Genomic DNA, 14,678 nt, shown 5'->3' with positions numbered 1-14,678 from the left:
GGGGTGGGGGAGGGCCAGGCGTTGGTGCCGGTGCCTACGGCTCCCTTGCCGTCACCCTTGTAGAGGTTGAAGCGCTGCTGGTTGTTCCACAGGCCGCCCAGGTCGGTCCGGCCGTCGCCGTTGAAGTCGCCGGACAGGACGACGGGCATGCTGCCCCAGCCCTTGTCGGGCCAGATGGAGGCGCCCTTGTCGAGACCGCCGGTGGTGGTGCCGTTGTAGCGCAGGAGGCTGCCGTCGCCGGCGAGGGCGACGACATCGTCCAGTCCGTCGTTGTTGAAGTCACCGGCGGTGACCTTGTTCATGTTGCCCCAGGAGGAGTCCGGCCACATCTTGCGCCCCGAAGCGAGGGTCCCGTCGGAGTTGGCGGGGTAGGCGTAGAGGTCGCCCTTGTTGCCGGCGTTCCACACCGCGAGGAGTCCGTCGCGGCCGGAATTGGCGGGCCTGAACCGGGTCAGCTGGAGCATGTCGTTCCAGTTGGTCTTCTCATCGCTCCACATGGCCTTGCCCGCGGCCAGGGAGCCGTCGGCCTGCCCCGCGTACAGGCGCAGTGCTCCGTTGCCCCACACGGCGACGATGTCGCTGATGCCGTCGCCGTTGAAGTCACCGCCGATGATCTTCTTCATGCCGGTCCAGCTGCCGTCCGTCGCCCACAGCGGACGCCCGAACTCGAAGGTGCCGTCCTCACGGCCGGCGAAGGTGTACAGGTTGCCGTCCTTGGTGATGGCGGCGACATCGCTGCGCCCGTCGCGGTTGAAGTCACCGCTCGTCATCACACTGGTGACGTTGGGAATGAGGGACTGCAGCCGCACCGCGGGGGTGCCCTGGCGGACCTGTCCCAACCAGGCAGCGACATCGTCGACGCGGACGTCCACCGCACCGGTACGGGTCTCGGCCGCATCCGTGCCCAGGCAGCCTCCCTGCCACGAAAGGGAGTTGACCGCAACGAGTTCCGTCTTGCCGCCCTTGGTCCGCAGCGCCGGGCCGCCCGCGTCACCCTGGCAGATGACCGCGTTCTCGGAGCCGTTGAGGCTGAGAGCGCCGCCGTCGACTCCGGCCACGGTGAAGGCGGCGGTGTGCACCTTGTTGGGCACCCATTCCGTCTTGGTGCGGCCAAAGCCCGCGGAAGTGAGCTGCTCGCCGGCTTCGGGGGCCGTGGTGGCGATCTCGACCGGGGTAGCGGAAACCGGCCAGGCGAGCTTGACCATGACGAGGTCGCGGTCGGTGTGCGGGACAAGGTCGACGGCCTGGACGACGTTGCCGCCTGACTGTGTCAGGTCGGTGCGGCCCACGGTCACGGTAGTGGTGACGGTCGGCTTGCCGGCTGTCGCGGGTTTGCCGTCCACGGCGAAGCAGGAGGCAGCGGTCAGCACCCACTGCGGGTCCACCAGCGCGCCCGAGCACGCGCTGTTCTCACCGACGTTGATCTTTGCGGTGAACGCATAGGTGCCGTCGCCGGACTCGGCGCCGCTGAGGGCTGAGGCTGCAGTGCCGTAGAGGACGCCGGCAGCGAGAGTGGCCGTGAGCGCGGTGGTGGTCCACGCCGTGCGTGAACGCGTTGACTTCATTGCGGATAGATCCTTAGGTGTTCCGACGTACGAGAGATGCAGCGGCATGGGCACGGCAGGCATGAGCTGGCAGTGCAACCGGCTTCGCTTCGCAAGTAAGGCGTCTGCTGAGACACGGGGGCGTTGGTAGAACGAGAGGAGGGTTGGGCGGTCTCGGCCGGGACTTGGCAGGAGGTGCTGCCCGGGCGTCAACCTCGCTGCTGTTGGGGCGAGTCCACCCTTCGCGCCTCGACCGGTAACCCAGCAGGTGCTGGCTCCGGCGACATGGCCGTGGATGCGAGGACTGTCCGCATGCGAGGCTTTACCATCAACGCCTTCTGGGTCAGGGGCAGATGGGGCGGCAGGCCCCCGGCGCCCGTAAGTAAATCACATGTAAGATCCAGTTACCCCTAGCCCAAGTGAGTCTGCGACCGGGCTGTTGTTGCTTTCCAGCCACGCTGATGTTCCCTGAATGCTGAACATCGAACCAGATTGGACCGATGATGAAGTTTCTTAGCGCACCCGCGGCGAAGCCGTCGCGGAGGAGATACCTCGCACGCACGGCCGTTGCTGCCGCAGTTGCTGGCGCGCTGGCCTGGCTTTCCCTCCCGGGAGGCGCCTCCAGTGAGCCCGGGCCGGCTGCCCTCGTCGCGGGCGAGGGGCCCGGTTCCACGGTCGAGACGTACAACTACCCGGGCGCCGCCAAGATCCTCGCGGATAAGAAGATCACCCTCAAGCGCGGTGACGGCCACATAACCCTGGTCGACTGCGCCAGCGGTTCCGGTTTCATTGTGCTGCTTGCTCGCCAGCATGAAGATCCCGTGTGTTTCAAGACCACCGGAAGTTCCGGTTGGCTGACACTGTCGATTCCGGCAGTCCACGCGATCATGGGCAACGACTACACGACTGCGGTCGATATGACGGTCGGTAACGAGACCAAGTCGTTCGACATCGACAAGAACACTTGGACCGGCGTCGGTGAAAGCAGCGACCCGCAGAAACGCGAGTATGCCCTCGTGGAGATCCGGGCGACCAAGTAGCCCTTGGGGACAGCTTTGCAACGCTCTGCCCGGCATGCAGCGCACGTCCACATCCTGCTTCGCCTAGGCAATGCAACGCGCGCTGCGCACCAGAGTGACCGTGCCCTTGGGCAGCGGATGGCTGCGCAGTCCTCCCGGCGCGGCTCCTGAATGTCCGGAAGTGGCGGAAAGTCGCCATCAATGGGCTTCGTGAACGTACGCCGAGAGCGTCCGGGCTAGCCGGGAGTGGGGACCACTCGGTGACCCCGTCCTGCCGTGCCCGTGCCTGCAGACGCCGAAGCACCCCAGCGGTAGTGCGGGCGGCCTGTAAAGGCTTACCTCCAGTGTGGAGATGCCGGCTGCTGACCTGACTCATCTAACAGAACCTGGAGAACAACACCCTTATGCAGACGACGTTTTGGAGCCGCAGACGTCTCCTCGGCACTCTTGCCGCTGTTGCCGCCGCTGCCGCCTCTCCGGTAAGCCTGACGAGCCTGGCTCATGCCGACGGCACGGTAGGCACCACGCCCGACCCGCTCCCGCTGCCGGACACCGACCGGGCAAAAACGATCAAGGCATGGATGACCGGCGGAAAGGCGACCAAAGCGGCAGCGATCGCTGCTCTTGCCGGTACAGATGCCGACGTCCAGACCTTCCTCGCCACTGTGCTGCCTAAGGTGACGATTGAGGACAACCGCGTCGCCCTTTCCACCATGCTGGTGCGGGGCGGCACGGGATTGCGCCGCGAGGCCAGTGCTGCTCTTCTCCGGGGCGGCAGCGACATGACGGCCTTCCTCACGGACGGCTTCAGGCCTGCCCTCCTGGAGGACATGCGCGTAGCAACCTCAACTGTGGCTGTGACCGGTGGAAAGGCCGTAAGGCGGGAAGCCTCCGCCGCGCTGACTGCCGGCAGTCAGCAGGCGCTGGAGACCTTCCTGGTAAAGGGCCAGTTCACGGCGAACCTCGAGGACATGCGTGTCCAGGTGTCCAGCATGTTGATGAACGCCGGACCGGAGGTACGCAAGTACGCTGGTCGCGCCTTGAGTGGGAACGAATCGGCCATCCAGTGGTTCCTGGACACCGGCCAGCACATCGCCCGTGCACGCGATCAGGAATCGGCGACGATCGCGGAGCTCGTCGCCGTGGTCGAACGAGAGGGCAAACGAGCGCAGATCGAGACGGATCTAGCTGTTGAGGCTGCAGAGCAGGCTAAAACAGCTGCAGACGCCGCCAAGAAGGCAGCAGACACAGCTGCGGCAGACGCTGCTGCGGCGAACAACGACTTGGCCCTGTCCGGGGCTGCGGCCAATAAGGCCGCTACTGCGGCCATGGGCGCGGCGAATGCAGCGCGCAGTGCGATCAGCGCGTCCAACGCAGCAGTGGCTGCTGCCTGCCGCGCGTCGTGGGCGGCCACGGCGGCCTCCCACGCCGCCGCCATAGCAGGAAACGCCGCCTCCCACGCCTACAACGCTGCCATCGCCGCGTCCAAGGACGCGACGCAGACACAGGCGGCGAAGGACGCGGTGGTCGCGGCTCGTAACGGTGCCGCTCAGGCACGCGACGCTGCCGCACGCGCGGACTATGTGGCGAGCGCTGCCTCCCAGGCGGCTAACGCCGGTACTACGGCTGCTTCTGCCGCACGCAATGCCGCGGCCGCCGCCAGTGCCTCGGCGCAGGCCGCCACCTCTGCTGGAGTAGCCCAGTCGGAGGCGGCGGAGGCCCAGCGACAGGCTGCAATCGCCTCCAGCGCGGCGAACCGTGCCACGAACGCCGCGTCAACGGCTCAGGCCCTGGCCAACGCATCTGCATCAGCCGCCCGTGCCGCTCGTGATCACGCCAATTCCGCTGCGGACCATGCGGACAAGGCGGCAGACGCGGCCGAGGAGGCAGTCAAGTACGCCGGCCAAGCCATTGACTTCGCCAATAAGTCCAACGCTCACGCTGGCGAGGCCGTCAAGGCGGCCGACACCGCGGTCAAGGCGGTCGAGAGCGCCCGAGCGGTGGAGAAAGCAGCGAGAGAGGCTGAACTGGCGCGTCTGGAGCAGGAAAAGCTCCAGGCTATTGACGAGGTCAGGGTGCTGGCCCAGATGGAGAGGGCCGAGAAGGCCGAATACGAGAACAAGCGCACCCTGGACCAGCGCACAGCTCAGGCCACCAAGGATCTGATCTCCAAGGCGGAGCAGGCCTTGGCCGGCAATGACCTGGTACGGGCTGCGTCCCTCGGCCGTCAGGCCGCTATCGGCTTGCTCGATGCCAAGGGAGCCTGGACTCGGCAAGCAGCCCAGTTCGCCCTTGCAGGTTCTGACGACGACGTTTACTCCTGGATCGACCTTGACCGGCTCCTCGCGCAGCATCAGGACGACCGGGAGACAGTGCTCTACATCGCCCAGATCTCCGGCCCCACGATCGCACGGGCGGCGCTAGCTGCGTTGGAGAGCGATGTACCGGTCGGTGACTTCATTACCTCAGGCGTGATTAAGTCCGCCAAGGAGGACAACCGTGTTGCCATCTCCACCATCCTGACCAAGGACAACGGCAAGGCGGTCAAGAAGGCGGCCGGTGACGCCTTGAGCGAAAACACTCCAGAGGCCCTGCAGAAGTTCTTCGACGAAACGTACCCGGCCGCCGTGAAGGAGGATGACGCAGTCGCTGTTTCCTCCCTCTTGACCACTGCTGACGCCTACACGAAGGCGCACGCCGAGGTGGCCCTCGAGGGGCCGGTATGGATGCGCCGGAACTTCGTCGAGACGGTCCAGTACTGGACGGCTCAACTGGACTATGACTCCGCCACCCACACCCTGGCAGTCCGCGGAGCTATCGCAGCCGCCGCCAAGACTGCTCAGCAGGCCCAGGAGACCGCCGCATTGGCGTCCAAGGCCGCCGCAGACGCCATCGGAGCGGCGACCAAGGCAACCGAATGGGCAAACAAGGCACTAGATTCGAGGGCCAAGGCCGGCGAATATGCCGCAGAGGCGCACAGCAACGCCGATGCCGCGGACAAGTCCGCAGCGGCAGCCCAGACATCGGCGGACAAGGCCAACGCTGCGGCACAGACAGCACGTGGCGCCGTCCGTTCGGCCAACTGGTCGGCCAATAAGGCCATCGATGCTGCCAGCAATGCTCTGAACTCCGCGTACAGCGCTCAGGCCGCGGCAGCCGGCGCGCGTGCGTCGGCGTTCGCGGCAGGCAAGGACGCGGCCACGGCGGCGGCAGCGGCCAGCGAAGCCCGGAAGATCGATGCAGCCAAGCGAGAGGCCGAGACTCGGGCCGCCGCCAAGGCGGCCGCCGACGCCGCGCAGAAGGCACGGGACAGCGGGAAGGACCCGGCTGACAACCCGTCCAACGATCAAGCGAACCCAAACGGCACCAGCGGCGGCGGCGACAAGGACGAGTGGTGGAACGACGCCAAGTGGTACGCCGATACCTTCAACAAGGTGGCTGTGGGAGCGGGGATGGTGGAGGCCGGTTGCGGTCTTGCCAGCACAGAATTCCCTCCAGCCCTTGGTGGGGCGGCGTATTTCGGTATCGCTGCGAACACGGCCTCCACGCTTGCTTCCGTGGCTACAGGCATCGAATACGGATTCACTAGCAGCAAGTTTGCGATTTCCGCCACGGAAGCTGCTTTTTCGTGGGGAACCTTCGGCCAGGGAAAGGTACTCATCATGGCCGACCGGATGGGCGGCGGTAAGGTCATCGCCCCTGTTCTCAAAAAGGTTGCGGACGATGTGGTATCCCCGCTCACCAAGAAGCTGGCCTCGATTCTCTAGCCGCAGCCAAACCAGCCCTCCTCGTGTCCACGCTTAGCAGCCGATCGAGACGTTCGAGGTCCCTTATCCATGGCCGAGTTTACTGAACGGGCCGCCTAGGTCAATGGGATGCAACTCGCTTTGCCCTACGAGTGGACATGCGACACGCGGAAGAATGGTGAGCTGAAGTGGCGCAAAGGGTTTTTCAAGCAGGTTAATGCTGTTTTCGCAGCAACAAGAGGGAATACGTGAAGAACCGTAAAGTAAGGCGCCTCGGGCGTACTCAACGGGCCGCGCTGGCGCTGTTGACCGTCGCAGTATCAGGTGCAGCAACAACAGGAATGAGCCCGGTCAGCAAGGGAGGAGCGGCCACGCGCCAGGCAGTGACGCTGGATTCTTCCAACCTGCGAACGCATCCTAGTCACACCGAGAGCAGCCCCATACTGGCGGCGTCTGGCGAACGCTGTGAGCCCACGCTAAAGGAGTCGAAAGAGCGGAAGGCTGGTGCCACGCAGGCGTGCGTCAGCACAGTCTCAAGGCCAGTGAAGCCGTCCAACCGGATTCTTCCTAAAGCTGGACTGATGGCACCGGTGAGTTTCGCCGGGGCCAGCGGCACGGCAAGTTGTGACGTGACGAGCCCTGGAATGTATACGTACAAGCGTTTTCAGTACTGCGTGACAGGCGTAAACGTCCTTTACACCCTGAGGGACGGAAACGGTAAAGAGCTCGGCACTGGTACCCTGGCGGTTTCCACCAGCGCAAATCTCTCCAACAAGGCAACGAAGTGGGACGAGAGCGTCACGGTGACGATGACCGGCGCAACCGGAGCCGTCACCAGCCTTAGCGCCAAATTCAGGTCATCCTGCGCACAGCCCTGTACGGCCACGAAGACCGCGCCCTGGTATGGCGGCGATCTGACTACGGGGCAGTCCGCCACAGGTACTGTTTCCTACGCGTCGAGTCCCGCTGCCGGTAGCCAGGCCGAGTTCACCACGTCGTACAAGCTCTACGTCACCGCCCCTGGCGCCCAAGTGACGGATCCGAACGCCTCGTGGAGCAACCCACGCAAAATCCGGTGCGACGACGCCGTTGGGAATGTCACGGGCAGCGCGTCGCCGGGATGCGTCATACCCACGGTCATGGCCGTCGTGCCGATGAGCGCGCAAGGCTCAGACCCGGGTGGCGCGGTGGCCGCCTATCAGTGGGCCCAGCAGAACCTCGCCGACGGCTGGGGACAGAACAAGCCCCTGACCAGGGAGAGTAGTGGCACCGCTGGCCGTACGGGTCAGACTTGCGGCAGCGCCGGTACAGAGCCCTTTGAGGCCAATACGGACCTCGTGGCGGACGATACCTGTGGTGAATTCCCCTTTGCGGAGACCAAGGAAGGGGGCATAGACGGCGCTCGGTGCGTTGAGGTGATCCCTAACTCCAGTAGTGGTGGGTGGGATACCTACATCCTTGGTGACAGTCTGGAACTGGATCGCTCTGCGCCGTGTGTGCGTGCCCATGTTCCGGCCGCCGACAAGCAGTTCGCCGATGGCCAGCTCTCCGCAGGCTTCGAGAGCCAGAGGGTGATCGACGCCGACCAGTTCAAGGTGGAGTTCACCACTCCGGCCGCTGTCCCGCAGGCCCCCTGCCTGACGAACTGGCCAACCGGTGCGCTTCCCTCCGGCGGCGGATGGATCAAGAACACCACCGAACCAATCGCCAACGTCAATAAGACCACCACCCCGATCGGTCCGGCCGGCACCCGGCCGGCCATGGCACAAGCCTGCCTGACTCGACCCGTCGGCCCGGGCAAACCGGCCAAGGGAGACCCCACCGGCTGGCAGGACGCACAAATATTTGCCCGGCCCTACGCTCCGCCCGGCACTCCTGCGCCGTACGGGCTTGCCCGCTGTCACCTGATCGCGAACATCCTCGGCGGACCGGGACAGGTCAAGGACGGCGGCCAGAACAATCTCGTTCCCTGCTGGCAGGTGGGGATGAATACCGGCACACCCAGCATGAGGACCTACGAGGCCGAGGCCCAGAATAAGCTGAAAGACGCGAGCTTCGGGGCGAACGACGCGATCCTCTACCGGGTAACACCGGTCTTTCGGGATGCCACCAGCACCATTCCTGTAGGAGTCACGATGACCGCTAACATCGAACGGGCGAACGGCACGACGGAGCTACTGTTCCCCAACGTCTTCGTGCCCAACACCAAGCAAGACACTGGGCAGTTCAACCTCGGAAACTGATTACAGTCAGTTCGTGCCATCGGGAGCCAGAATGAGTCGTACCACACCGCCGCGTCCGCTCGACGTGTGCGAGCTCTTCCCAGAACTGGCCCCGCTGGCACGCACGGCGACCCGGCTGCACCCCCGCCCCGGATCGCCGTCACCACATGACAGTTCCGTGGGCGGGCCGCTGCTGTGGCCCGCCGACGAGCCGTGGCCGCACTGCGAAGAAACGCATGTATGGGACGGCCGGAATGCAGCCCTCTCACCGGAGGACGAACGGCTTTCGCGCCGCAATCGGGCGGCAGCGGAGAGCCGGCGGCTTCGCGATCCTCAGGGCCCCTGGATCACGCCCGAGGAGCTGGCGATCGAGGAGCAGATCAAAGCCGGCCGCCCCTGGCCCGAGGGCCCGATCGCCATGCTGCCCGTCGCCCAGCTGTATCTCCGTGATGTCCCCGGGCTGCGCCCGCCTGGGCGGTCCGAGACCAACCTGCTCCAGGTCCTCTGGTGTCCCTTCGACCATCCGGCTCATCCAAGGACCGCCCTGTTCTGGCGGTCCGCCGCGACCGTAAAGGACGCACTCGACGCACCGCCCGAACCGCCCGCGATCCAGTTCTCCACCTACCTGCCGGAGCCGTGTCTGCTCGCACCAGAACAAGTCCTCGAATTCCCGCACTATTTGGAGCTGGGCAAGGAACTGCAGGAGCAGCTGGAGGACTGGAGTAGGTGGCAGGCAGCCGGATCAGCGCTGGACACCTCCTACGAGCCCGCCCCAGAGGAGCTCTACATGGACATGTTGTCCATCTCTCCCGGCTGGAAGGTCGGCGGCTGGACCCGTTGGGGCCTCACCGATCCCACTCCCCGCGTCTGCGCCGAATGCGGCACGGAGGCCGTCCCGCTGCTGACGATCGCCACCGTCGAATGGGACGGCGGTAAAAGCTGGGAACCTGAAGAGGACCGGGCGAACCCCATACCGCTTCCCCCTGGCAATCCTCCAGCGAACTTCACCATGATCGTCATCGCTAGCGGCTACGACCTGCAACTCCACGTCTGCCCGGCATCCCCAGATCATCCGCACATCGAACTGATTCAGTGACGAGCTGAGTGCCGCTGTTCGCGCAGAGGCCCAGGATCGAGCCTGCAGGACAGCCCGGAGCTCGCTTCTCAGAGGGCGTTTCACCATGTATTCGCGTGTATGGCATGACCGCAGCACAGGCAACGCTGGGAGTGGATCACCCGCAGATGCGTCCGCCACGGAACGTAGTCGTGAAAGAGCTTGGCGGAAGGCCGTCCCGGAACTGTCGGTGCCGAGGTCGCCGGTTGCGCGGGCCTACGGGGAGAACCCGTAGGTGCGATGGGGATCGAGGCGCAGTTCGTAGGGCCCGAAGCAGTCCGTCGCGAGCGTTGCGACCGCGGCGCTGCAGCGGCAGGCGCGGTTGAGTCCTTCGTTACTGGCCGGCCCGCAGCAGCCAGTGCCGGTCTCCCCGTTGGGCAGCGGACGAAGGCCGGAGGCGTCTTCCGGGTGCATCAGCACCGTGTTCTGAACGCCAGCGAAGATGACGAATCCCTCCTCACGGCCGCCCAGCGGCCCTCGGGACTGCGCCGCTTCGGATCCTTCTGGTCATCCTGCACGACGTAGGGAGGGCCCGTCTGTCAACGGAACGTCAGCGCCCGGCCGTACTCGTAGCGGCGCAGGAGCCGATCGGTGGACATCCGGGCCTGCTCGTTGGCCTGCCGGAAGGCGGCCGTATCAGTCACGAAGTGTTTCTCGGCCACGGATAGGGTCGTCGGGGGGGATCTCCGCACAGATCCGCTCGGCACCGGGCATCTCCAAGGACGTTGGATCGAACCCGCCGGCGCAGCTGATCGCCGACGCCCACAAGAGCTGGGTGATGCCGACGTAGTGCGACAGGCTCGTGCCAAGCAACCCCTCTTCCCAGCCCGGACGCAGGCACCGCGCCTCGCGTGTCCCCGTCGTTTGGATGAGCATGGCCGCGGCGCGGGCCAGCTCCTGGAACACCGGCTCCTGGTAGATCATCTGCTCCCCGGCGGCGCAAAGCAGGTACCGGCCCAGAGCGTCCCGATCGTTGTCGTGGTCGTAGAGGTAGGGGTCCTCCAGCTGCGAGTACATATCCAGGATGCGCAGAAGATCCGTATCGGTCGCTTCCTTGCGGTACTGGTTCCCGCACGCCAGCGATACCCGGGCAACGTCAGCTAGTGCCCACGGCGTGTACTTGCGGTACGGGCTCTCCAGCCACGAGGACTCCAGCGCGTAGGCTGCCGACGCCCGAGCGATCAGCGGCAGCAGAGCACTGGGCCGGTGCCTGCGAACCCGCGCCACATAGTCCCGAACCCGTACCGCCCGACTCCCTGGTGCCCACGTCATGCGCTCAAAGGTCCTCCGTCTGCCTGCATATTGTCTTACCCATTACGAGCCGTCGAAGTCCAGCATTACCGGGCAGTCGGCGAACCAGTCCCCGTCCCCGGCGAAACGCACCACGGCGATCCCCGTCAACCGCCTTCTGGCGAGCGTCGCCAGACGCGATCAGTGCGCCTGTCGAACTGCCTCGAGCCCATCAGGAAGGACGGCTCGAAACCAGAGATCCCCATGTCCACGGCCTGAGTCTCTCTGCCTTCTGTTTAATCGGCCGACACATAGCGACCAGCGGGATCCTCCGAGCCGCTTGACGGATCGCGAATCTTCCGCCGCATGACCGCCATCGCCGCTGCCGTCACCACCCTGGACTGCACGCCTGGATGTTGAAACCCCCGAGCAGCGGCAGGCCGCGCTCGATCGGCTGACGGCGGTCGGCGCCTTCATCATGAGGCGCGACGTGTTCGACCCCGTACGCGCGCGGCACGTTTTACGTTGCCGGGCGCGGCCGAGAGCAGCACCGCCCCCCGAGGGGCAGCAGCGTTTGCGAGCCATCCGTGCCGGTTTGGCTGAGACGGATGGTTGATCCAGAGGAGCCCGCCTGGCTCTCTCAGGAAGACTGATGCCTGCGGCTGCCAGCCGGGGGTACCGGCCCTCGGCCGGTATCGCAGAAGCGGGTTACTGGGTGGCGCCCGCGCGTGTCACGCGTTCGGTCAGTGGCCGCCCGTCGTGTCACCGCTGCCCGGGTGCCCACCCATGGCCCACGGTTGCTCAGGAGTACCAAAGCTGGGTGTTGCCGCCGTAGCAGTCCCATTGGACGAGATTCGTGCCGTCGGAGCGCGACCAGGATGCGTCCAGGCACTTGCCGCTGTCGGCGTTGACCAGTTCCCAGCCGGTACCAGTCTTCACCTGGTTCCAGAGCTGGGTGTTGCCGCCGTAGCAGTCCCACTGCACCACAGTCGTGCCGTTGTTGTGCGACCAGGATGCGTCCAGGCACTTGCCGCTGTCGGCGTTCTCGATCTGGTATCCGCCCGGCTTCTGTATCGTGTACCACTGCTGGGTGTTGCCGCCATAGCAGGCCCACTGGACCACAGCAGTGCCGTTGTTGTGGCTCCATGACGCGTCCATGCACTTGCTGCTGTCCACGTTGTGGATCTCCCATGTGCCGCGTCCCTCGCCGCCGGGAGCGGTGGCCGAGGCCGGTCCGATCGCTACAGCCGTCGCCGAGAGGCCTATGCCGACGACGATCATCGCGTGACGCATCCGCTTGGAGATGTTGAGCATCTCAGTTCCTTGTCTCTGTGGGGCCGAAGTGGCGGGGCCAGGTGCGGACGTGGTGTCCCTCTGTTCAGCTGACGGCCTCGAAGCGTCGCGGATGCCCGCGGCCCTGGACGTCGGCTTGTGCGTGCGGTCCTGCTGCGTTCTGCGGGGCGTTGCCGGCCCGACGCTGCCGGAAACAGCGGTTGTCCGCACGACGGCGATGGGCTGGGCCTGGTCAGGTCGGTGAGGAAGGGGGACAAGAGGAGTTGTCCGCGGACAACTGAACCGCGCACGGACGCATGCATCGTCTGGCCCCGTTTGGCCGTGTTCGATCATCCGGGAGCAGGGCACGACATCCGTGAGAACGATCAACGATTGCCTGATGCGGCGGCTGGTCGTGACGGAGGTCGGACGAGGGTTAGGTGAACCGGTCCTCATCCTTTGCAGAAGAAGCGTTCCGGCATGACACACCGCTTCACCGGGCCGCGCCGCAGCGTCTCGTGGCGTAGGAATGATCTTGCCGGTCATCCAGAGTTCCCCGAGGGGCATCGTATGGCAGAAAAAACACGGAAGCGCCGGATCGAGTGGCTTGCAGCTATCGCTGGATCTGTCTGATTACCAGTCTCGTGCTGGGCTTCTTTGTCCTGGGCAGGTCCTCCGGGGAGGCTGGTGGCACTGCGCCCACTGAATCCGCTGAACCTACCTCTGAACCCCTGCCGGCCACCTCTGAGCCGTTCCTGCCCACGTCCACAGAGACTGGGAGCGCAGGCACCTTTGGCGGAGCGATGACGCGGCCTCCCTTGGTGTCCCCAGCACCCCTGTCCAGCACAGCTACTTCCGAAGAGCCCCCGGCTGACACCAACGCTTCGGGCGCGAGCACGACCAGTGCCACGGACGTCGCCCTTGCCGGAGCGCTGATCGGCGTTTTCGTCGTCGGACTCTGCAGCGGTATCGCGGCGGTCGTGCTCGCCAGGAGGGACCCGCGGAAGGGCCCTTGACGCGTCCCGGACCGCGCCGTTGCCCGAGCAGGCTCCCGCGGGCCCGGCTGCTCCCCATCACTCGGCAGCCGCGGGCCTGTACGCCGTCGGAGTGCACTGGGCCCTCGGCGACGCCGGGACAGCCCTGGAAGCAGGCAAAAACCTGAAGACCAGTCAGTTCCCCACCCAGGAAAGCAAGAGCCGGATGCACACCGACCTCGCCCGCGCCCACTGGCTGCTCGGCCAGCCCGAGCAGACGGCCGACCAGCTTCTGGCGGCACTGCGGTACTCGCCCGCCGAAGAACGCGACCGGCCCGCGATCCGCAACATCGTCACCCAGCTGCGCCAGCGCCACCCCCGGGCCGCGGGCGTGCGCGAACTGGCAGCCGCCACCAAAATTCCCGCCTGAAAGACCAACGAGCCATGGGCAAGCACTCCCGCCCCGGACCCTCAGACCAGCCATCGCGCGCCGTCCCTGGCATCGACCCGAGCGATCCGCTCGCCGCCTACCACCGCCGACGGCGCCCGCCCATGGATATCTGGCGCAAGCACCGCCCTTTGCACGGGGGCGGCAGCCACGTAAAGCCCGATGCTCCAAGAGTCCTGCTCAGTGGACCGGCTTCGCATACGAAATTGCCGGCACCGCTGCCGACCTGGCCGCCGCGCAGCAGTGGGTGAACGAAGGCCCGAACAAGGGGTCGGCCCACCCGTAGAACTTAGTGAACGGGTTCCGGCGCACCGACGCGCTCCGGTGCAGCGCCGGAGCGGACGGGGTGTCGCTGCCCGGCCCGCCGCCACCTATCGCACATCGTCGCGCTCGACCTGGCGGCCGAAGCGGAGGTGTAGCCCCATTCAAAGCGGGACCGCACATTGGTGTGATACCTGCCTGCCCGCCGACATGGGCCTTCCCGCGATTCATTCCGCTCCGTGCTGACCATGCTGGGCAATCGGCTTCGCCGACAGCGGGATCACCCCCGCATGCGCGGGGACCACGCGGATCCCGCGGCCTTGATGTCGGTCGCGAAGGGATCACCCCCGCGTGCGCGGGGACCACTCGAGATGCGCCTTCAAGGTGGCGACGCTCTGGGGATCACCCCCGCATGCGCGGGGACCACAAGATGCTGCGGGCCTCCAACCCGGCGGCGAAGGGATCACCCCCGCATGCGCGGGGACCACATTTCGCCTAGGGCCACAGTCTGCGGCGTGTTGGGATCACCCCCGCATGCGCGGGGACCACCCGTGGTTCTTCTTGCTCAGTTGGGGACATGCGGGATCACCCCCGCATGCGCGGGGACCACAGGCGGCGACCTGCGGGTTCAGCCGGCTGCGGAGTGGTTTTCACTCACTTCCATAGAGTCCGGCATTGCCGTCAAATCGCCTGTTCTGTCTGTGTGTTGTGTTGGTTCCGTGGCAGCAGGCTATCGGTTGTGCGTGTCTGTGCCGCTGGCTTCGGGATCGTTGGCTGCTGCTGGTGGTTTTTGGTCCCGAGGGCCGGGGGAAGGGGACCTCCTCAGCGAAGCGGAGCTGGATATGCAT

8 protein-coding genes and 1 CRISPR repeat array are annotated in these 14,678 nt (G+C 65.8%); of the genes, 5 read left to right on the top strand and 3 right to left on the bottom strand.

Annotated features, from left to right (window positions below; genetic code table 11):
- A partial coding sequence (locus ACJA3G_RS13575) for an FG-GAP-like repeat-containing protein (protein WP_406553202.1) occupies nucleotides 1–1,565 on the bottom strand: 1,565 nt, incomplete at its 3' end.
- A 479-nt stretch (nucleotides 1,566–2,044) separates the two neighbouring features.
- Between ACJA3G_RS13575 and ACJA3G_RS13570 the strand changes: the two genes are divergently transcribed.
- The 4 genes from ACJA3G_RS13570 (at nucleotide 2,045) to ACJA3G_RS13555 (ending at nucleotide 9,627) form a co-directional block, all read left to right on the top strand.
- Nucleotides 2,045–2,584 carry a hypothetical protein gene (locus ACJA3G_RS13570; RefSeq protein ID WP_406553201.1) on the top strand — a complete coding sequence of 180 codons (540 nt, stop codon included), beginning with the start codon at nucleotides 2,045–2,047 and terminating at the stop codon, nucleotides 2,582–2,584.
- 383 nt (nucleotides 2,585–2,967) lie between these two features.
- Complete coding sequence (locus ACJA3G_RS13565; RefSeq protein ID WP_406553200.1) at nucleotides 2,968–6,330, top strand: hypothetical protein; 3,363 nt, start codon at nucleotides 2,968–2,970, stop codon at nucleotides 6,328–6,330.
- Between the two features lie 521 nt (nucleotides 6,331–6,851).
- Nucleotides 6,852–8,552: a DNA/RNA non-specific endonuclease gene (locus tag ACJA3G_RS13560; protein WP_406553199.1), complete on the top strand. Its 1,701-nt coding sequence runs from the start codon at nucleotides 6,852–6,854 to the stop codon at nucleotides 8,550–8,552.
- Nucleotides 8,553–8,583: 31 nt separating this feature from the next.
- Entirely contained in the window at nucleotides 8,584–9,627 is a 1,044-nt protein-coding gene (locus ACJA3G_RS13555; RefSeq protein WP_406553203.1) for a hypothetical protein, read from the top strand.
- A gap of 654 nt (nucleotides 9,628–10,281) precedes the next feature.
- Here the strand turns inward: ACJA3G_RS13555 and ACJA3G_RS13550 are convergent.
- On the bottom strand, nucleotides 10,282–10,917 hold the full coding sequence (locus tag ACJA3G_RS13550; RefSeq protein ID WP_406553198.1) for a hypothetical protein: 636 nt from the start codon (nucleotides 10,915–10,917) through the stop codon (nucleotides 10,282–10,284).
- A 759-nt stretch (nucleotides 10,918–11,676) separates the two neighbouring features.
- Complete coding sequence (locus ACJA3G_RS13545) at nucleotides 11,677–12,189, bottom strand: RICIN domain-containing protein (protein ID WP_406553197.1); 513 nt, start codon at nucleotides 12,187–12,189, stop codon at nucleotides 11,677–11,679.
- Between the two features lie 1,065 nt (nucleotides 12,190–13,254).
- Between ACJA3G_RS13545 and ACJA3G_RS13540 the strand changes: the two genes are divergently transcribed.
- Nucleotides 13,255–13,551, top strand: coding sequence for a hypothetical protein (locus ACJA3G_RS13540; RefSeq protein WP_406553196.1), 297 nt, complete (start codon nucleotides 13,255–13,257; stop codon nucleotides 13,549–13,551).
- A gap of 555 nt (nucleotides 13,552–14,106) precedes the next feature.
- A CRISPR array of direct repeats spans nucleotides 14,107–14,440; the repeat unit is 29 nt; unit sequence GGGATCACCCCCGCATGCGCGGGGACCAC.
- Nucleotides 14,441–14,678 lie beyond the last annotated feature (238 nt).

Origin of the sequence: Streptomyces sp. YS-3, from assembly GCF_045257485.1 — a bacterium.
Taxonomy (GTDB): domain Bacteria; phylum Actinomycetota; class Actinomycetes; order Streptomycetales; family Streptomycetaceae; genus Streptomyces.
This window is presented reverse-complemented; position numbering and strand designations above follow the sequence as displayed.